The 17827-nt window shown below is 42.9% G+C and carries 19 protein-coding genes; 5 read left to right on the plus strand and 14 right to left on the minus strand.

Annotated elements, in window-relative coordinates; genetic code table 11:
• Positions 1–3: 3 nt before the first annotated feature.
• The 9 genes from msbA to RJ01_RS07495 all read right to left on the minus strand — a co-directional run bounded on the left by msbA (position 4) and on the right by RJ01_RS07495 (position 6955).
• On the minus strand, positions 4–1731 hold the full coding sequence (gene msbA / locus RJ01_RS07460; RefSeq protein WP_034170578.1) for a lipid A export permease/ATP-binding protein MsbA: 1728 nt from the start codon (positions 1729–1731) through the stop codon (positions 4–6).
• On the minus strand, positions 1731–2153 hold the full coding sequence (locus RJ01_RS07465; RefSeq protein ID WP_004784014.1) for a biopolymer transporter ExbD: 423 nt from the start codon (positions 2151–2153) through the stop codon (positions 1731–1733). Before RJ01_RS07465 ends, msbA begins: the two co-directional genes overlap by 1 nt.
• A gap of 10 nt (positions 2154–2163) precedes the next feature.
• Positions 2164–2616, minus strand: a complete 453-nt coding sequence (locus RJ01_RS07470; protein WP_227504408.1) for a MotA/TolQ/ExbB proton channel family protein — start codon at positions 2614–2616, stop codon at positions 2164–2166.
• On the minus strand, positions 2613–2657 hold the full coding sequence (locus RJ01_RS16845) for a tetracycline resistance efflux system leader peptide (RefSeq protein ID WP_224214002.1): 45 nt from the start codon (positions 2655–2657) through the stop codon (positions 2613–2615). Before RJ01_RS16845 ends, RJ01_RS07470 begins: the two co-directional genes overlap by 4 nt.
• A gap of 185 nt (positions 2658–2842) precedes the next feature.
• Complete coding sequence (locus RJ01_RS07475; protein WP_034170580.1) at positions 2843–3730, minus strand: ParB/RepB/Spo0J family partition protein; 888 nt, start codon at positions 3728–3730, stop codon at positions 2843–2845.
• Positions 3727–4509 (minus strand): ParA family protein, encoded by a 783-nt coding sequence (locus RJ01_RS07480; protein WP_034170581.1) that lies wholly within the window; start codon positions 4507–4509, stop codon positions 3727–3729. Before RJ01_RS07480 ends, RJ01_RS07475 begins: the two co-directional genes overlap by 4 nt.
• 24 nt (positions 4510–4533) lie before the next feature.
• A complete protein-coding gene (gene rsmG / locus RJ01_RS07485) occupies positions 4534–5166 on the minus strand; it encodes a 16S rRNA (guanine(527)-N(7))-methyltransferase RsmG (protein WP_004784021.1) in 633 nt (210 codons plus the stop codon).
• 85 nt (positions 5167–5251) lie between these two features.
• On the minus strand, positions 5252–5941 hold the full coding sequence (gene murU, locus RJ01_RS07490) for an N-acetylmuramate alpha-1-phosphate uridylyltransferase MurU (protein ID WP_034170582.1): 690 nt from the start codon (positions 5939–5941) through the stop codon (positions 5252–5254).
• The gene (locus tag RJ01_RS07495; RefSeq protein WP_034170583.1) at positions 5942–6955 is read right to left on the minus strand and encodes an aminoglycoside phosphotransferase family protein; all 1014 of its coding nucleotides are present in this window, start codon (positions 6953–6955) and stop codon (positions 5942–5944) included.
• A 121-nt stretch (positions 6956–7076) separates the two neighbouring features.
• On the opposite strand from RJ01_RS07495, the gene lptC reads away from it, so the two are divergent.
• Positions 7077–9548: an LPS export ABC transporter periplasmic protein LptC gene (gene lptC, locus RJ01_RS07500; protein WP_034170584.1), complete on the plus strand. Its 2472-nt coding sequence runs from the start codon at positions 7077–7079 to the stop codon at positions 9546–9548.
• Positions 9548–10855 (plus strand): peptidylprolyl isomerase, encoded by a 1308-nt coding sequence (locus tag RJ01_RS07505; protein ID WP_034170585.1) that lies wholly within the window; start codon positions 9548–9550, stop codon positions 10853–10855. The genes lptC and RJ01_RS07505 overlap by 1 nt, the downstream gene beginning before the upstream one ends.
• 101 nt (positions 10856–10956) lie before the next feature.
• On the opposite strand, the gene hfq is transcribed toward RJ01_RS07505, so the two are convergent.
• The 4 genes from hfq to tsaE all read right to left on the minus strand — a co-directional run bounded on the left by hfq (position 10957) and on the right by tsaE (position 14963).
• The gene (gene hfq / locus RJ01_RS07510) at positions 10957–11481 is read right to left on the minus strand and encodes an RNA chaperone Hfq (RefSeq protein ID WP_034170586.1); all 525 of its coding nucleotides are present in this window, start codon (positions 11479–11481) and stop codon (positions 10957–10959) included.
• Positions 11482–11572: 91 nt separating this feature from the next.
• Positions 11573–12517 carry a tRNA (adenosine(37)-N6)-dimethylallyltransferase MiaA gene (miaA, locus tag RJ01_RS07515; protein ID WP_034170587.1) on the minus strand — a complete coding sequence of 315 codons (945 nt, stop codon included), beginning with the start codon at positions 12515–12517 and terminating at the stop codon, positions 11573–11575.
• A 6-nt stretch (positions 12518–12523) separates the two neighbouring features.
• A complete protein-coding gene (gene mutL, locus RJ01_RS07520) occupies positions 12524–14494 on the minus strand; it encodes a DNA mismatch repair endonuclease MutL (RefSeq protein WP_034170588.1) in 1971 nt (656 codons plus the stop codon).
• Complete coding sequence (tsaE, locus tag RJ01_RS07525) at positions 14487–14963, minus strand: tRNA (adenosine(37)-N6)-threonylcarbamoyltransferase complex ATPase subunit type 1 TsaE (RefSeq protein ID WP_034170589.1); 477 nt, start codon at positions 14961–14963, stop codon at positions 14487–14489. Before tsaE ends, mutL begins: the two co-directional genes overlap by 8 nt.
• 129 nt (positions 14964–15092) lie before the next feature.
• Here tsaE and RJ01_RS07530 point away from each other — a divergent pair, with 129 nt between their 5' ends.
• From RJ01_RS07530 to RJ01_RS07540, 3 genes are all read left to right on the plus strand, one after another.
• Complete coding sequence (locus tag RJ01_RS07530; RefSeq protein WP_034170590.1) at positions 15093–16001, plus strand: RluA family pseudouridine synthase; 909 nt, start codon at positions 15093–15095, stop codon at positions 15999–16001.
• 113 nt (positions 16002–16114) lie between these two features.
• Positions 16115–16462, plus strand: a complete 348-nt coding sequence (locus RJ01_RS07535; RefSeq protein ID WP_034170591.1) for a type II toxin-antitoxin system RelB/DinJ family antitoxin — start codon at positions 16115–16117, stop codon at positions 16460–16462.
• Positions 16463–16561: 99 nt separating this feature from the next.
• Positions 16562–17005 carry a GNAT family N-acetyltransferase gene (locus RJ01_RS07540; RefSeq protein WP_034170592.1) on the plus strand — a complete coding sequence of 148 codons (444 nt, stop codon included), beginning with the start codon at positions 16562–16564 and terminating at the stop codon, positions 17003–17005.
• A gap of 10 nt (positions 17006–17015) precedes the next feature.
• Here RJ01_RS07540 and RJ01_RS07545 read toward each other — a convergent pair whose 3' ends face one another.
• A complete protein-coding gene (locus tag RJ01_RS07545; RefSeq protein WP_005236177.1) occupies positions 17016–17723 on the minus strand; it encodes a pseudouridine synthase in 708 nt (235 codons plus the stop codon).
• Positions 17724–17827 lie beyond the last annotated feature (104 nt).

Consider the following 17827-nt stretch of genomic DNA (forward strand, 5'->3'; position numbering starts at 1 on the left):
GACTTAATGTTCCTCGAAATTACGTTGGTGCAGCTGATAATAAGCACCTTGACGTGCAATCAGCTCAGCATGATTACCCTGCTCTATAATACGACCCTGATCCATCACCACAATGCGGTCGGCATTTTCAATCGTGGATAGACGATGCGCAATCACAATCGTAGTTCGATCTTGCATCGCCTGATCAAAGGCACGCTGAATAAAGTATTCAGATTCATTATCCAGCGCACTGGTCGCTTCATCCAGAATCAGAATCGGTGCATTTTTCAGAATAGCACGGGCGATCGCAATACGCTGACGCTGACCACCTGACAGATTCAGACCTTGAGCACCTAGTGGCGTATCATAACCTTGTGGCAAGGCCATAATGAAATCATGCGCATAGGCGGCTTTTGCTGCTGCAATGATTTCTTCATCACTCGCACTTTCTAGCTGGCCATAAGCAATATTTTCACGGACAGTACGGTTAAACAGCACTACCTGCTGGTTTACCATCGCGATCTGGGTACGTAAAGCAGTCAATTCATAATCAGTAATCGGTTTTTGATCCAGCAAAATTTGCCCGGATGTAGCTTCCTGATAACGTACTAACAGATTCACTAGAGAGGTTTTGCCTGCTCCTGAACGTCCAACCAATGCGACAGTCTCGCCCGCTCTCACTTCCAGGTTAAAGTCATGAATCGCATGGTGACTATCGCCATAAACCAGATTAACATCTTTAAATTGAATATTGCCTTTTAAGGCATCATTGAGTTTGCCAGTATTATGTTCTTCAGGCATATCTAGCAATTCAAACACAGAATGTGCAGCCGCCATACCACGCTGAATTTTTTCATTCACATCAGTTAATGTCTTGATTGGGCGTGCCAACATGCCTGCAGCTGTAATATAAGCAACAAATTCACCCGCAGTAGTATCTCCCAGAATTTGTGGGCGCAACGCAATATACATCACGATACTGAGTGAAACTGACATGATCAGCTGTACCACTGGACTGTTCAGCTGCTGCACTGCCACCATCTTTAAGCCACGGCGTAGATTTTCCAAGGAATTCTGTTTAAAGCGTTCCTGCTCATAAATCTGACCACCAAAACCTTTGACAATCAGATTGGCATTTACAGTTTCCTGAACCACATGGTTCACATCACCCATGGTGTCCTGAACCTGTTGTGATAGCTTGCGCATCCGTTTTGAGGCTTTACTGATCACAAAACCAATCACAGGTCCAAAGATCAGAATACACATGGTTAAACGCCAGTTGGTATATAAAAGATATCCCAATAAGGCAATTGTGATCAGACCTTGCTGAATGATCGTTCTAAGTGCTTCAGTTGAGGCTGCGGTGAGCTGCTCAACGTTATACATAATTTTGGCCGTAATATGACCGCTGGTATTGTCCAGAAAATATTGCGCAGGCAAACGCAATATTTTGGCAAAGACTTCCTGACGAATATTAAATACCAGATTACGGGAGATGACCGCCGTATAATACCCACCGAGGAATAGGCCTAAGCCCCGGAAGAACATCAGTACTACCACTAAGAATGGGAAAAGTAAGGTGAAACCCTGGTCTCTGTTTTGTATCGCCTCAATGATATATTCCAGTAATTTGGCTACAGAAACTTCTGTCGCCGCATTCATAGAGAAACCAAGCAGGACAATTAAGGCTGTGCCCCAAAATGGTTTTAAATAGTTTAAAAGGCGAAGATAGACCTTAAAATCGTGCTTCACTAATAACCTCGAGTTGGTACTTTCGTACTGATGTTGACATTAACAAAGCCAAGTTGCCCTGCAACGTCCATGACACGAATAACATCCTGATGTGTCGCTTTTGCATCAGCGGCAATGACAAACATTAAATCACGACGTTCATTCGAAATCTGTTTAATTGCCGTATTTAAATCTGCTGCATCTTTACTGGCAATAGACTGACCATTCACGGCATAGTGACCATTGGCATCCACAATCACTTCAATTTTCTGGTCAAAATTCTTGGGCGGCACACCTTGCGCATCTGGAAGCGTTAGGTTCATCCGGCTCATCTGGTTAAACGTGGTTGAAAGCAGCAGAAAGACCAAAATAAATAGCAGGCAATCAATCATGGGCGTCAGATTGATATGTACATCTTCCACCTGATTACGTTTAAATTTCATGCCCCTGCTCCTAGCTTGCTTTCTTGATGCGTTCTTCTACATCATCTGAAGCATTCAAATAGAACAGGTTGGCATGAAATAAGGTTGCCTGCTGTTCAAGTTCCGCCACATATTCCTGAACCAGACGCTGGAAATAACGATGTGCAAATAAAGCAGGAATAGCAATCAACATACCCGCTGCTGTTGTGATCAGTGCTTTGGAAATACCGGGCATCATTAACACCGGGTCACTATTAGTACCGACATCAATCATTAAAAATGATTCGATAATCCCAATGACTGTACCCAGCAAACCGAGTAAAGGCGCTACTGCGCTCAAAGTACCCAGAAAATTAATATTTTTTTCCAGATAGCCAATTTCCTGTGAAGCTATCACTTCCATCTGAGCACGAGCATATTGCTCAGACTGGTGACGCGCTTCAAAACCAGCAGTAAATACACGACCCAAAGTACTGTTTTTCAAAGCTGAACTCTGTTGCAGCTTTTGCATGGCTTGGTCTGCATTTTGTGCAGGACCTATCAGAAGTGAGTTGGGCAGTACCAGACTCTTTTTTAAACGAATGAAGCGCTCGACCGAGATCGCCAGCATAAATATCGAACACAATACTAGCGGCAGCATCAACCAGCCGCCTGCTTTAACCAATTCCCACATCTGATTTATTCCCCAATAAAAACAAATTTTAAATTAATTATTCTTCGCCCAGGATCGAAAGAATCCCATCCAGCTCTTCTAAAGAATGATAGCTAATGACCAGCTTGCCTTTTCCTTGCTTGTTGTAGTCAATTTTAACATCCGCACTAAAGCGCTCAGACAGACGCTGAGTCAGCTGCTGAATGTCTGGCGCAATCGCTGCTTTTGGTTTTTCTGTTTTCGGTGCATTGTAGTCGCGTACCAACTGTTCGGTTTGGCGTACTGATAGGCTTTTTTCAATGACCATCTCAGCAACTTTAAGCTGATCTTTAGCCTTCAAAGTCAGGATGGCACGTGCATGTCCCATATCCAGCAAGCCCTGCTGCATAAAGTCTTTTACTTCTTCAGCCAGAGTTAGCAGACGCAGCAGATTGCTCACTGTGGTACGCGCCTTACCGACAGTATCGGCAATTTCCTGATGGCTTAAACCAAACTCGTCATGGAAACGCTGCAAAGCCATCGCCTGATCAATCGGGTTCAGGTCCTGGCGCTGAATGTTTTCGATTAAAGCTAATGCAATTGCGACCTGATCATTCAGCTCACGCACAATCGCAGGAACTTCAGTCAGGCCTGCCAGTTGGGCCGCACGCCAGCGACGCTCACCCGCAATAATCTCGTATGGATAGCGTTCATCATCGACCGGACGGATCACGATCGGTTGCATGATGCCATGCTTTTCAATCGATGCTGCCAGTTCCTGCAGATCCTGCTCATTGATATAGCGACGTGGCTGATATTCACCACGTTTCAGCAGATTGACATCAATCTGTTTCAACTGACCATGATCAAGACCTTGTGCTTCGAGTTGTAATTTTTCTTTTTGAATTGATCCCAGCAAGGCATCTAAACCACGACCTTTGGCGAGTCCACGTTTCTTGACGGTCATGCTTTACTTCCTTTTTTCACTTTGCTTTTCTTTAATACTTCAGCTGCCAGATTCAAGTAAGCAACTGCACCCTTTGAACTTTTTTCAAAATAAATCACTGGTAGACCATGTGCCGGCGCTTCAGCCAGACGGATATTACGTGGAATCACGGTTTCATAAAGTTTTTTACCAAAATATTGCTCTAACTCTTCTGAAACATCACGGGTCAAGGCATTTCGTGCATCATACATAGTACGCAATACACCCACGATCTGCAGGTCTGGATTAAGTGCCTGCTGAATTCGATCGATGGTTTGTGTCAGATCAGCCAAACCTTCCAATGCATAATATTCGCATTGCATCGGGATGATGACACCATCCACCGCTGCCAATGCATTCACGGTGATCAAGCTTAAGCTTGGTGCACAATCAACAATGATATAGTCGAATGAGGATTCAATTTCCTGCAAAGCTTCACGCAAAATGAATTCACGGCCTTCTTGCTCGGCAATCGCCAGCTCCACACCAGCCAGATCACGGTTTGCCCCTAAAACCTTATATCCGACTTCAGCTTTAGTAATCGCAGTTTCAATCGGCACTTCACCTAGCAATACATCAGTCACTGAATACAGCAGGTCATTTTTCTGAATCCCCGACCCCATGGTCGCGTTACCTTGAGAATCCATATCCACAAGCAAAACGCGTTTTTTTAACACAGCGAGAGATGCCGCCAAATTTACTGCGGTTGTGGTTTTACCGACACCACCTTTCTGGTTGGCAATCGCAATAATTTGTGCCATGTTGACCCCGATCCTTCAAAAATTTTAAATACGTTTTAATAGAAGTAAATGACGTTGTTCGTCCAAGCGCGGAACCTTCAGTTCAATAATCTGACAGCTAAATTCATCTTTTAACGCTGCCACTTCCTCTTCAGGAATCAAACCTTTCATGGAAGCAATAATACTCTGCTCATGCATATACGGTTTAGATGCATTCACAAAATCTGTCAATGAAGCAAATGCACGACTGGTAATCACATCAAACTGACCCAGCTCATTGATACTGTCTTCATTTTCCACACGGGTTTGTACTGCAATGACATTTTTTAATTTTAGGTCTGCAATAAACTGCTTCAGGAAACGAATTTTTTTACCGTTTGAATCCAGTAGTACACATTCACGCTCAGGCTGACATAAAGCAATGATCATGCCCGGCATACCACCACCAGTCCCGATGTCGAGCAAACGACCTGCAGGCAAATCCTTTAGAATACTCAAACTGTCAAGCAGATGCTTAACTAGCATTTCCTTAGGATCACGAATTGCAGTCAAATTGTATGCTTTATTCCACAGCACCAAAGCGTCCTGGTACTTGAGTAATAAATTTAAAGCTTCATCAGACAGCTCTAAACCTAAAGCCTGGCTACCCTGCTTTAGTTCTTGAAAAAACGTGTGCATAAACAATTAACGCTCGAAAAAGTTAAGTGGAAGTATACCGTTTTCTCTATATTGGCACAGTAGGGAGTGCTTAGTGAATATTCACTTAAGCAGACTTCCCTTCTCGGATCATTAAATCCAGTGCATTCAAACGCTCAGGTGTTCCCACATCCACCCAAATACCTGTCAATTTAGAAGCAGCAATCTTGTTTTCCAGCATTGCTGCTTTTAATAGTGGTGCTAAAGGACGTTTTCCAGCCTCTAAGCCTGCAAACATTTTCGGATGAATCACTGATACACCACTAAAAGTCAGGTTTTCACCCGCCACCTGCTGGTCAAAGGTATAAGCCTTACCGTCTGCAAGTGTAAAATCACCGTTAGGGTGCTGCTCCGGGTTTTGTACCAAAACCAGATGTGCCAGATTTTCACCCAGCTCAACATTCAATAAAGGTGCAAAGTCCATGGTTGTCCAGACATCACCATTGACCAGAATAAAAGGCTCATCACCCAGAAGTGGTAAAGCATTAATAATGCCACCGGCTGTTTCCAGCCCTTCACCTTCATGTGACCACAAAATCTTGACACCAAACTGTGAACCGTCACCCAAAGCCTGAGCCAGTTTTTCACCTAGCCAGGCAGTATTGATGACAATTTCATTCACACCCATCGCAGCCAGTTTTTCAATATGCCAGACAATTAATGGTTTGCCGCCAACTTCCAGCAAAGGTTTTGGCGTATGCAAAGTTAAAGGACGCATGCGGTTGCCCAAGCCAGCCGCGAGAATCATCGCTTTCATTTAGGCCGCTACCTCGTATGAACCATATTTTGCTTCAAAAGCTGGCATCACTTTTTCATGAATAAACTGCATAAATGGCTGTAATTCTGGATAGTCTTTGGTTTCTTCGAGCAGATACCACATCACACGTGGCAGGTCTTTTAGATAGCCAGATTTCCCATCTCGCTCAAATAGACGTACGAAAATACCTAAAATCTTGATATGACGCTGAATCGCCATCATATCCGCATCTTTTTTAAACTGTTCGAAATCACGGTCCTGTTTTGCCGCTGCTGGTAACAGGTCATAGAACACTTTAAACCAGCGATACACGCGATCTGCATTCCACTGTACATAAGCATCACGGGTAATAGAGATCAGGTCATAGGTATCAGCACCAATCACTGCATCCTGAAAATCAATCACACCCAGTTCGGTTTCATTTTCGATTTTCATCAGGTTACGGCTATGAAAATCACGATGCACAATGACTTGAGGTTGTGCCAAAGCAGCATTCGCCAGTATCGCAAATGTGCGCTTGATCAAAGCAGATTCCGCTTCAGTAGGCTGGATTTTTAGAGCAGGTAGCATCCAGTCAGTCAGCAACTCCATTTCAGAAATAAGCTTCTCATAAGAATAAGCAGGAAACTGACCTTCTCCAGGAATGGACTGCAGCTGAATCAGCTGTTTAAAACTTTGCTCATAATAGGCATCAACCGTCTGATCATTCAGCAGATTTGACAACAGCACATCACCAAAATCTTCGAGCAGCAAAAAACCATTTTCCAGGTCTTTGGCCACGATGTGTGGAACACGTACGCCATGGGCATCAAAAAATTCATCAATCGTCACAAAAGGCACACAATCTTCTTTTTCTGGTGGTGCATCCATGAGCATAAATGTTTTATTATTCAGTTTGATTCGTGCATAACGACGAAAACTTGCATCGCCTGCTAAAAAATGTGTTTCAAATTGATCTGAACCGAGTACAGAAGCAATCCAAGATTGTATCAATTGTTCGCGTTGAGTATTCATTTGCAATAAATTCTAGTACAGGCTGAGTTTTTAAAGTGCTAAGTGTAGCTACTTATCAACTTTTTCTCTATGATGCGACAATAATTAATTGCGATAAAAGCATGATTGGTTAATGAGACAAATGAAGCATCACTTTAAAATAAACCCTCTAGCGACTGCGATCTTAACCCTTTTATGTAGTAGCTCGGTCTCAAGCTATGCTGCATCAAATGACTCATCCAATGTAAATGCGGAACAACTTAAACAGCGCATTAATGAGACCTATCCCGGTGAAGCATTCTTCTCACAATATTATGTAGATAAATCTTCACCAGAAGCACAGCAGCGTCAAGGTAAATACCTCAGTTCAGCCTATTGTGAAGGCGCCTGGGTCACTCCAATTGCACCTGATGCACCGACGATTGACCCTGAACAGGCAACTTCAACCATTACTGCAGACTATGGTCATTATAATCCGGCCGGTGATTCCTACTTAGAAGGCAATGTGGTCATTGATCAGGAAGGTCGCCAGATTCGTGCGGAACGCGTGACGATTGATCAGACTCAAACCTATGCTAAGGCAGAAGGTCAAGTCCAATTGGCCCAAGGTGGCTTGATTTCGCAAAGCGATGATATCAATTACAACCTGAAAACCCAGCAAGGTGACTTAAACAACAGTTTCTTCATTGCCGAAGAACAACATGCGCATGGCCGTGCTGAAAAGATTGCCAAAACCTCTGACGATACGCTTGAACTAGAAAATGCCACCTATTCTACCTGTCCACCTGAACAGAAACCGACCTGGAAAATTCAGGCAGATCAAATCAAGCTGAATCAGGAAACCGGTCGTGGTGAAACCCGAAATACCAAGCTCTATGTGAAAGATGTTCCGGTACTGGCTGTTCCTTATTTTAACTTCCCAATCGATGATCGCCGTACCACTGGGATTCTGACGCCAACTTTCGGATTTACCAATGATGGCGGCCTGGAATTGGGTGTACCGGTTTATCTCAATTTGGCACCACAATATGATGCGACCATTACGCCACGTTATATTAGTGACCGTGGTGCGATGCTGGATGGCGAGTTTCGTTATCTAACAGAAAACTATGGTGAAGGCCGGATTTGGGGTGGCTACCTGCCATCTGATGAAAGTTATAGCAATAAAGACCGTAAAGACCTGCACTTCCTGCATAACTGGCAAATCAACGATCAGTTCTCAACAAATCTTGAATATAATTACGCATCAGACAAGGACTTTTTTGCCGATCTGGATAATAACCCAGATTCAAAAACAGACCTGAACTTGCGCCGTGCTTGGGAAGTTAATTATAAAAATGGTATCCCCGGCTTAAAAGCTCAATTTAAAGTTGAAGATTTCCAGACGCTTGATCCTGCCGTTCTGGATGAGGACCGCCCTTATGCGCGTTTGCCGCAGCTTTTGGTGAATTATAAGACCGGTAACCCACTGGGTTTACAATACGAATTTAATAACGATACGGCTTATTTCCAGAAAGACATCAGAAATACTGAAAATATTGATACCGGTGATGAAGCCATCTATCAACCAAGTGGTACACGCATCTATAATGATTTCTCGGTACGCTATAATCACTTTACCCCTTGGTCATTCTTCATTCCTCAGGCGACATTACGCAATATCAATACTTTCTATGATCAAGATACTATTGATCGTATTAATAATAATCAAACCAGCTCATCAAGTGAAAATCATTCTATCGTAGTGCCACAATTTACGCTGGACACCGGTTTAATTTTTGAAAAAGATGGTCGCTATTTACAGACCTTGACGCCTCGCCTGTTTTACGCTTATTCACCATATGAAAATCAGCGCAATCAGCCAAACTTTGACTCTGTCGTAGCCTCAATTAATTATGATCAATTATTTAGTGCACGCCGCTTCTATGGTAATGACCGCTTAGAAGACAATAACTTTGCTTCTTTAGGTCTTAGTTACAGTTTATTTAATGAAGAAGGTTTAGAGCGATTACGCGCCAGTGTGGGACAAAGTTTCTTCTTTGAAGATCGCCGTGTCACATTAGATCGTGAAGCAGATAAATTTGATCGTGAAAGCCATACTGGTCCAGTTATTCAGCTTAGAAGTCAGTTAAACAAAAACGTGCATGTCAACCTAAATTCTAGCTGGATGTCGAATGGCTCCAATGCCCAGCGTGATGTACAGGTTTATTATACGGGCGATCAGGGCAATCTATATAACGTAGGCTATTTCTATCGTAAAGATATTCCAAACCGCCAGGAAAGTTATGATCAGGTGGTTGGCTCATTTATCCAGCCAATTGCCAATAACTGGCGTCTGGTCGGCCATGCACAATTTGACCTGGACAATAGTGTCGCACGTGAATATTTACTTGGCGTAAACTATGAGTCATGCTGTTGGGGAGTATCTGTCTATGGCCGCTCATACTACAATGACCTAGACGATATCAATGACCCGGATGTGAAAGCGAAACGTGCAGTGATGGCTGAAGTAACGCTTAAAGGTCTTGGCGGGTTAAGCAACAAGCTAACCTCATTACTAGAAAATCGTATTCTAGGTTTTAACAATATCAATCAAACTTGGACAGAACGTTAATGAAGACAAAACAGTTAAAACAAATTTTTAAAGCGACCGCACTTGCGCTATGTCTTTCTTCAGCGATGACGACTTTTGCTGTTGCCCAACCTAAAGATGAAGTTGTAGCTGTTGTCGACAATAGCGCTATTCTGCGTAGTGATCTGGCACAAAGCGTTGCTGAAATTTCTCACCAGTTGCAAAAGCAAAACAAGCCTGTTCCACCGCAACCTTATCTTGAACAACAAGCACTTGAACAGCTAATTGTACGTCAGGCTCAACTGGAACAGGTTAAACGCTACAATATTCGTCCAGATGAAAAATCTTTAAATGAAGCAGTGCTTAAAGTAGCACGTGATTCAGGCTCCCCTAGCTTGGAAGCTTTCCAGCAAAAACTGGATGCTATCGCGCCGAATACGTATGCCTCTTTACGTAACCGTATTGCAGAAGATCTAGCACTTAGCCGTTTACGTCAGCAAGCAGTAAATTCACGTATTCAAATCAGTGATCAAGATGTTAAAAACTTCCTGAATACACCACAAGGTCAAGCTTTGTTAGGTAGCCAGGTACATGTTCTGCATTTACGTATAACCGGAGAAAATGCTCAACAGATTGCTGCGCAAGTAAGAAATGATTTAAGCAGCAGCAATGATATTCAGGCGATCAGCAAAAAATATTCAACTGGCGATATTAAAGTAGATGCATCTGATATGGGTGTTCGAAACCTATCAGAAATTCCAGGCGAACTCGCTGCACGTGTTTCTACTTTGCAAGCGGGTCAAACATCTGAGCTAATTCCTGCGGCAGATGGCGTGCATGTCCTGAAACTTTTAGAGCGTAAAGATGGTGAACAAAAAGCACTGGTACCTCAATACCAGACTCGTCATATTCTGATTCAAACATCAGAAGTGGTTAGCCCGGAAAATGCTAAGCAGATGATTGATAGCTTGTATACGCGTCTTAAGCAAGGTGAAGATTTTGCAGTATTGGCGTCTACTTTCTCTAATGACACAGGTTCAGCGCGTGATGGCGGCAGTTTAGGCTGGGTCAGCCCAGGTGTCATGGTACCTGAATTTGAACAGCGTATGAAAAGTACGGCAGTAGGTCAGATTAGTGAACCATTCCAGTCACAATTTGGCTGGCATATCCTGCAAGTGACCGATACACGTCAACAGGATATGACTCAGGAATATCAGGAACGTATGGCCCGCCAGATTCTGGGTGAACGCCAGTTTGATGCTGAGCTAGATAGCTGGTTACGTGAAACCCGTAGCAATGCCTATGTAGAAATTAAAGATCCACAGCTAGATCCTAAACGCGTTCGTTAATTTAAGAGAAGAAAAGCCAGCATTATGCTGGCTTTTTTAATGACTTAATTCTTTAAATAATAAAAAGCCTCTTATTAAGAGGCTTTCTATTTCAGATCCGATTAACGATTGTTTTCGTCGTCAGAAGAATCTTCAAATTTTGAATCGTTGTCAAAACCTGCGCCTTGACCACCAAAGCCAGCGCCTTGACCACCAAAGCCAGCACCTTGACCACCGAAGCCACCTTGACCACCGAAGCCACCTTGACCACCGAAGCCGCCTTGACCACCGAAGCCACCTTGACCACCGAAGCCAGCACCTTGACCGCCGAAGCCACCTTGACCGCCAAAGCCACCAGCAGCGCCTTGACCACCGAAGCCACCCGCGCCACCTTGACCACCGAAGCCCGCACCTTGTGGACCAGCAGGAGCACCAGCTGGACGAGGATTACGTGCAGGTACTACTGTAGAAATCGCGTGTTTGTAAACCATTTGGCTTACTGTATTTTTTAATAATACAACGTATTGGTCAAAAGACTCGATGTGACCTTGTAATTTGATACCGTTTACTAGGAAGATAGAAACTGGAATACGTTCCTTACGGAGAGAATTCAAGAATGGATCTTGTAAAGTTTGACCTTTAGACATGTTATAACTCCAAAAATTTAAAAATCAGCGCAAAAAACTATCTCTATTTTTCAATTAAAAATTATAAAAAAGATAGTACTCAAATTTTGCTTTATCCGTGACAGTTTCGCAAGTCTTCTTGGGCCTGCTCGAGCGTAAAATATGTTGTAAATTTATGCTTTTCTTGCAAAGATCTCAACCAGGTATATTGACGTTTGGCAAGTTGTCGTGTCGCAAATAAAGCCTTATCCTCCATTTCCTGTTGTTTTTCATGACTTAGGTCACCTTTTTTTAAGAATTCTATGGCTTGGCGGTAACCTACTGAACGCATTGAGGGTAAATTTTCGTCAAAATCGTATTTTCCCATTAATCCTTTAACTTCATTTAAAAATCCGTTTTTCCACATAATTTCAAGACGTTTTTCAATACGCTTATGCAATTCTAACCGATCAGGCATTAAGGCATAATTATAGAAACTGTAACGATATGGTAAATTTTTTGGTTGTTCTGCTTGTAGTTTTGTAATCGGCTCACCTGTTAGCTTAAAAACCTCTAATGCGCGGATAATTCTCTGTTTATCACTCACTTTAAATTTCTGACCCGCCAAGGGATCTACCTGACATAATTTAGCATACACCGCTTCCCACCCTTCACGAGCTGCTTTCTCTTCAATCTGGGCACGCACCGCGTAATCTGCGCTTGGTAAATTATCAGACAAGCCTTCAAGTAAGGCCTTAAAATACAGCATGGTGCCACCCACCAGAATTGGAGTTTTACCACGTGCATGAATATCATCAATCAGACGGCAAGCATCTTCGACAAAGTTTGCTGCAGAATAGACTTCGAGCGGACTAATAATATCGATTAAATGATGCGGATAGCGCTTTAATTCCTCTTTAGAAGGTTTCGCTGTACCAATGTCCATTTCCCGATAAACTAGCGCAGAATCGACAGAAATCAGCTCAAAATGACCTCGCTCGTATAGTTCACATGCCAAAGCAGTTTTACCGCTTGCAGTTGGTCCCATTAAATTGATGACCGGCAGTTGATTGGACATGTAAGGCTACTCTCCCCGAGCAAAAAGTTTATCAAGTTGAGACAATGGAAATGCTCGCCAGGTTGGACGACCATGATTACATTGGCTCGCAAATTCAGTTTGTTCCATCTGGCGCAGCAAAGCGTTCATTTCTGACAGACTCAACATTCGATGTGCACGTACTGCACCATGACAGGCCATACCTGCAAGAATCTGGTCACGTTTCTGCATTAAACCCTGTCCCTGATCATTAGGATCCAGATCATTCAATAATTCAGGGATCAAGGCATCAAAATCAGCTTTATGCAAAATGGCCGGTACGCCCCGTACAATGACCTGTTCATGACCATACTGGTCAATTTCCAGGCCTAAACGAGCGAGTTGATCTTTGAGCTCGTCAACACGCATGGCTTGCATACGACTAATGCTCACCACTTTAGGAATCAGCAATTGCTGGGATATCCAGAATTCTGGTTTATCCCAAGCCATTTTCATCTGTTGCAGTAGAATACGCTCATGCGCCGCATGCATATCTACGATGATTAGGCCTTCGTTATTTTGCGCCAGAATATAAATACCATGCAGTTGAGCGATCGCAATCCCCAAAGGATGCTCATCTACTTTACTTTGTAAATGTGACTGAAATGTATCCGATGCTGAATTATTGATTTCCGGTTCAGTTTCTCTTAACGGCGCGAGATAACTTTTCAAGGCATTATTCAGCTGTTGTGAACCCGAATATGACTTATTATAATCCTGCGCATAATGCACAGTTTGTGGACCTGATGACTCGAAATCCGTTAACACATCAGAAGCTTCTTCTTCATGCTGACGATACGGAGATGTGACTGGAATAACCGGTTGAGTGGCTACGGACTGATGCAGGCTAAACTGCTCCTGATAGCGCGGCTGAGGTGTTATCGCAACAGCTTCAGTCTCAGGTTTCATTGCCTCAGCCAGATCAACGGTCGCGGTCTGGAACTGTGCCAGGGTTTCCTTGGCATAGTGACGTACAAATTCATGTACTTCACGCTGGTTCAGGAAACGAATTTCATGTTTAGTCGGATGCACATTCACATCGATGCTTTCTGGATCGATCTCCAGAAATAGTAAATAAGCTGCATGCTGATGGCCATGCAGGATACCATCATAGGCCATGCGCAGGGCATGCGAAATGGTCTTATCTTTAACGATCCGGCCATTCACATAGACATATTGCAGATCGGCTTGAGCCCGTGCATCCGAAGGATGTCCGAGCCAGCCTGATAAACACATATTGATACTGTCTGCATCAATCCAGTAGGCATTTTCAGTAAACTGACGACCGAGTAGCTGTTGTACACGCTGAAAACGTAAAGCACCACTATCGGCAACCGGCAAATTCAGCTTGATGGTTTGGTTATGTTCCAATACAAAGCGAATATCGAAATGCGTTAAAGCCATACGGCGGACAATTTCTTCGATATGTCCAAATTCAGTGCCTGGCTTTTTCAGAAATTTGCGCCGCGCCGGAACATTGAAGAATAAATCCTGCACCCGGATCTGAGTTCCTTTGGATGCTGCGACCGGTTGAATATCCTGATGATCAAAAGCCGTACCGTTCACTTCGACCTGATAGCCAATACCATCTTCATTCTGGCTACTGGTTAAAGTCAGGCGTGACACTGCAGCAATCGAGGCCAACGCCTCACCACGAAAGCCCAAACTGGTAATCGCATGCAGCTCTTCAGCCGTTTGAATCTTACTGGTCGCGTGACGCATCACGGCTAGTGGCAAATCCTCATAATGAATGCCTCGGCCATTATCAATGATTTCAATCAGCGTACTGCCGCCCTGTTCCACCCGGATGATCAGCTCGGTCGCACCTGCATCAATCGAGTTTTCCAGCAACTCCTTGACCACAGATGCAGGACGTTCAATCACCTCACCTGCGGCAATCTGGTTCGCCAGCGCAGGATCAAGTGCACGGATACGGCGTATGCTTAAATCATCAACCATTTGGGAATTCACGCTCCAAAGCTTGCTGTAAAGCCAGATTAGAAGAAATCAAACTTGCGGTACGAGTCAGCTCATCTTCTGATTTTAAAATTTCAATAATTAAATCGGCTTGCGGGATTTCATCGCCACCCTTAGAAGGCCATTCAAATAAAAATAGCGCATTGGGAGTTTCTAAATAATCCCGGATTCCCATCAATTCAAGTTCATAAGGGTCATTGAGACGATATAAATCAAAATGAAAGATATCCTGACCATTCACCTGATACGGTTCCACCAGCGTATAAGTCGGACTTTTTACTGAGCCGTTATGACCAAGTTGTTGTAAGTAATAACGCGTCAGCGTGGTTTTCCCCGCACCCAAGTCACCAATCAAATATATAACGCCCGAAGAAAAATTATTTGCCAGAACTTTGGCCAGATTTTGGGTGTCATCTTCATGTTTTAAAGTGACATTAAATGAATAAGGCATATTACTCACGACATGATGAAAAAGAATAATTATGATAGCATCGCAACGCTTTAAAAGCCTATTCACCTCTGTGAGAAACTGTATTTTTTCACAGCATCCGTTCCAGACCAGAGATATATCCACGTTGTGATGACTTCAACTGTTGAATTTAACCCACCCATGCTGAATGGGGTTACGGCAAGTAAAGTATTCCTGCAAGCGATAGCTGATTCACCCAAGACAGTCTATGCCTATCTCTGTGCGCAATTTCCACATATTGAGTCAAGCGAATGGCAATCCCGTTTCGATAATGGGCTGGTTTATGATGCTCAGGGTAATACCTTAAGCATCGAAAGTTCTTTTCAAGCGAATACTCATTGTTTTTATTATCGTTTTTTGGCACACGAAGTGCATGTTCCTTTTCAGCATCATATTCTGTTTGAGAATGAACATCTGCTGGTCGTAGATAAACCTCATTTTCTGACCATGAGTCCTACTGGACAATATGTACAGGAAACCTTGCTGGTACGCCTAAAACAGCAAACTGGAAATGAACATCTCACCCCGATTCATCGATTGGATCGTGAAACAGCAGGAGTGGTGCTGATTTCAAAATGTGTGCAATCACGTGGGGTTTATCAGCAGATGTTTGCGACTCGGCAGGTACAGAAAACCTATCATGCAATTGCGGCTTATCGTGATGATTTAAGTTTTCCGCTCATCACAAAGTTGAAAATGGAAAAAGGCCAGCCCTTTTATACCATGCAGGTGGTAGAAGGAGAGCCTAATAGCGAAACCGAAATTCAACTGCTGCAACATGATCAGCAATGGGGCAAATATGAGCTAAAACCACATACAGGAAAGCAACATCAGTTAAGGGTACACTTAAGTCATTTGGGGATTCCGATCCAGAATGATCCTTTTTATCCGCAGGTTTGCCATAAGGCGGATGATGATTTTTCTGCACCTTTACAGCTACTGGCCAAACACATTCAGTTTACGGATCCAATTACCCAAAAGCAGATGCAATTTAGCTCTGAACTTGAATTGACACTGTAAATCTCTTGTCATTACAGATTATTTTCTAAAAACGGCAACTTGAGGATTGAAATCCCGAAGTTATCGATTAGAATAAGGCGAAAAGTTAAGTAATTTAAAGCTTTGAAAATATTATGAGAAAAACTGAAGTTTATCAAATTCGCCTGGATTCCCAAGAAAAGAAACAGGCATTTGCAGTATTTAAACAATTGGGGATTACGCCGGCTCAGGCAGTTCGTCTTTTTTTTAAACAGGTGGTTCTGACCAAATCAATCCCCTTCTCGATTGAAAATCAGAATATTAATCTGGAACAGCTGATCAAGTTACGCAAGCAGAAACAGAATGAACTTAAGGCAGAACAAACCTTAGGTCCAAATACTACAGCGATTCCAGCAGATCATCAGGAAATGAATCTGGATGATGATCATTTTGATTTATTTGAAGAACTGAATGCTATTTTAGGTGAAAGCGACAAAATTTAACATTGTTGCATTTACGAACAATTCTTAAGTTTCTCTCCTTTCAAACTTCGCTATGCTTGATGTTAATGATAAATAATAAAATTAACATGGAGTAAGCCGATGATCGTGCGACGTGCCCAGTCAGAAGATCTACCTAACCTGGCCGTTTTATTTGATGAGTACCGTCAATTTTATGGTACTTCTTCCAATCTGGATTTATCTTACGAGTTTTTGAAACAGCGTTTTGAAGATGGTCAAACTGTCATTTTTATCAACACTAAGGATGAGATTTTTACCGGATTTATTCTGCTGTATTTAAGATTTTCCTCAGTCGCATGTTCTACTTATTATGTGCTGGACGATGTCTATATTAGTCCGCCTTATCGCCGGCATGGTGCAGCCAAGCAACTGATTGACACTGCTATCTTGTTTGCCCGACATGAAAATGCGCTTCGAATCAGCCTGGAAACGCAAAAAACCAATTATCAGTCACATAAACTTTATGAGTCACTTGGATTTATTCAGGATAATGAATTTGTGACGTTCTATTGTTTCCTGAAATAAATCCCAGACTTTATTCGGTACGGAATTTTGCCTGTGCCACTTGTTCTGCGTCCAGATAGGTCCATTCCCCTATTGCCAGTTCATTCAAGGCCAATGCACCAATTTGAGCACGATGCAGCTGTTCTACTTTATTGCCCACAGCTGCCAGCATACGTTTTACCTGATGATAAACCCCTTGATGAATAGTCATTTGCAGACGATTGTCATCCAGACGAACAATATCTGTAGCAGCAAAGGTGCCTTTTTCATTTCTCAATTCCACACCCTGTTCAAGCTGTTGAATCTGCTCATCTGTCACGGGATCGGCAGTAGTCATCTGATAGACTTTCGCTACATGTTTCTTAGGATGGGTCAACGCTTGTAAAAACTGACCATCATCCGTCAGCAATAACAGTCCGGTGGTGTCCTGATCGAGACGACCTACACATTGAATTCCACGGTTTAACAGGATGTCATCAAACAGATCAAATACACTGAAATGATGTGTGGCCTGATGTGAGCACTCATAATCTTGTGGCTTGTTGAGCGCAATATATACTTTTTCCCGATAGCGATACTCATGACCATAGACGCTAAAAGTCAGATCTTGCAGATTCAGCTTATGCTTGGGGTTATCGATGAGTTCGCCTTGAATCGAAACAGCACCATTTTTAATCAGTTGCTGACAATGTTTTCGTGAGCCAAAACCTTGTGATTGCAACATTTTTTCCAATAGCATCTGTCTGAACCTGTTTAAACGAACAATAGGCGCATTCTATACCGAAAACTAACTAGATTCAGTTCTTATAAGGCTTTCTCCCTTTAAATGGCTAAAAAGCCTAT

This window comes from Acinetobacter sp. YZS-X1-1 (assembly GCF_000804305.1).
Lineage (GTDB): Bacteria > Pseudomonadota > Gammaproteobacteria > Pseudomonadales > Moraxellaceae > Acinetobacter > Acinetobacter variabilis.

What these genes read in the sequence shown, in the direction of transcription:
- RJ01_RS07465 (WP_004784014.1), bottom strand. Translation starts at nt 2,153, where the DNA reads ATGAAATTTAAACGTAATCAGGTGGAAGATGTACATATCAATCTGACG.
- RJ01_RS07475 (WP_034170580.1), bottom strand. Translation starts at nt 3,730, where the DNA reads ATGACCGTCAAGAAACGTGGACTCGCCAAAGGTCGTGGTTTAGATGCC.
- RJ01_RS07480 (WP_034170581.1), bottom strand. Translation starts at nt 4,509, where the DNA reads ATGGCACAAATTATTGCGATTGCCAACCAGAAAGGTGGTGTCGGTAAA.
- rsmG (WP_004784021.1), bottom strand. Translation starts at nt 5,166, where the DNA reads ATGCACACGTTTTTTCAAGAACTAAAGCAGGGTAGCCAGGCTTTAGGT.
- murU (WP_034170582.1), bottom strand. Translation starts at nt 5,941, where the DNA reads ATGAAAGCGATGATTCTCGCGGCTGGCTTGGGCAACCGCATGCGTCCT.
- RJ01_RS07495 (WP_034170583.1), bottom strand. Translation starts at nt 6,955, where the DNA reads ATGAATACTCAACGCGAACAATTGATACAATCTTGGATTGCTTCTGTA.
- lptC (WP_034170584.1), top strand. Translation starts at nt 7,077, where the DNA reads ATGAAGCATCACTTTAAAATAAACCCTCTAGCGACTGCGATCTTAACC.
- RJ01_RS07505 (WP_034170585.1), top strand. Translation starts at nt 9,548, where the DNA reads ATGAAGACAAAACAGTTAAAACAAATTTTTAAAGCGACCGCACTTGCG.
- hfq (WP_034170586.1), bottom strand. Translation starts at nt 11,481, where the DNA reads ATGTCTAAAGGTCAAACTTTACAAGATCCATTCTTGAATTCTCTCCGT.
- miaA (WP_034170587.1), bottom strand. Translation starts at nt 12,517, where the DNA reads ATGTCCAATCAACTGCCGGTCATCAATTTAATGGGACCAACTGCAAGC.
- mutL (WP_034170588.1), bottom strand. Translation starts at nt 14,494, where the DNA reads ATGGTTGATGATTTAAGCATACGCCGTATCCGTGCACTTGATCCTGCG.
- tsaE (WP_034170589.1), bottom strand. Translation starts at nt 14,963, where the DNA reads ATGCCTTATTCATTTAATGTCACTTTAAAACATGAAGATGACACCCAA.
- RJ01_RS07530 (WP_034170590.1), top strand. Translation starts at nt 15,093, where the DNA reads ATGACTTCAACTGTTGAATTTAACCCACCCATGCTGAATGGGGTTACG.
- RJ01_RS07535 (WP_034170591.1), top strand. Translation starts at nt 16,115, where the DNA reads ATGAGAAAAACTGAAGTTTATCAAATTCGCCTGGATTCCCAAGAAAAG.
- RJ01_RS07540 (WP_034170592.1), top strand. Translation starts at nt 16,562, where the DNA reads ATGATCGTGCGACGTGCCCAGTCAGAAGATCTACCTAACCTGGCCGTT.
- RJ01_RS07545 (WP_005236177.1), bottom strand. Translation starts at nt 17,723, where the DNA reads ATGCTATTGGAAAAAATGTTGCAATCACAAGGTTTTGGCTCACGAAAA.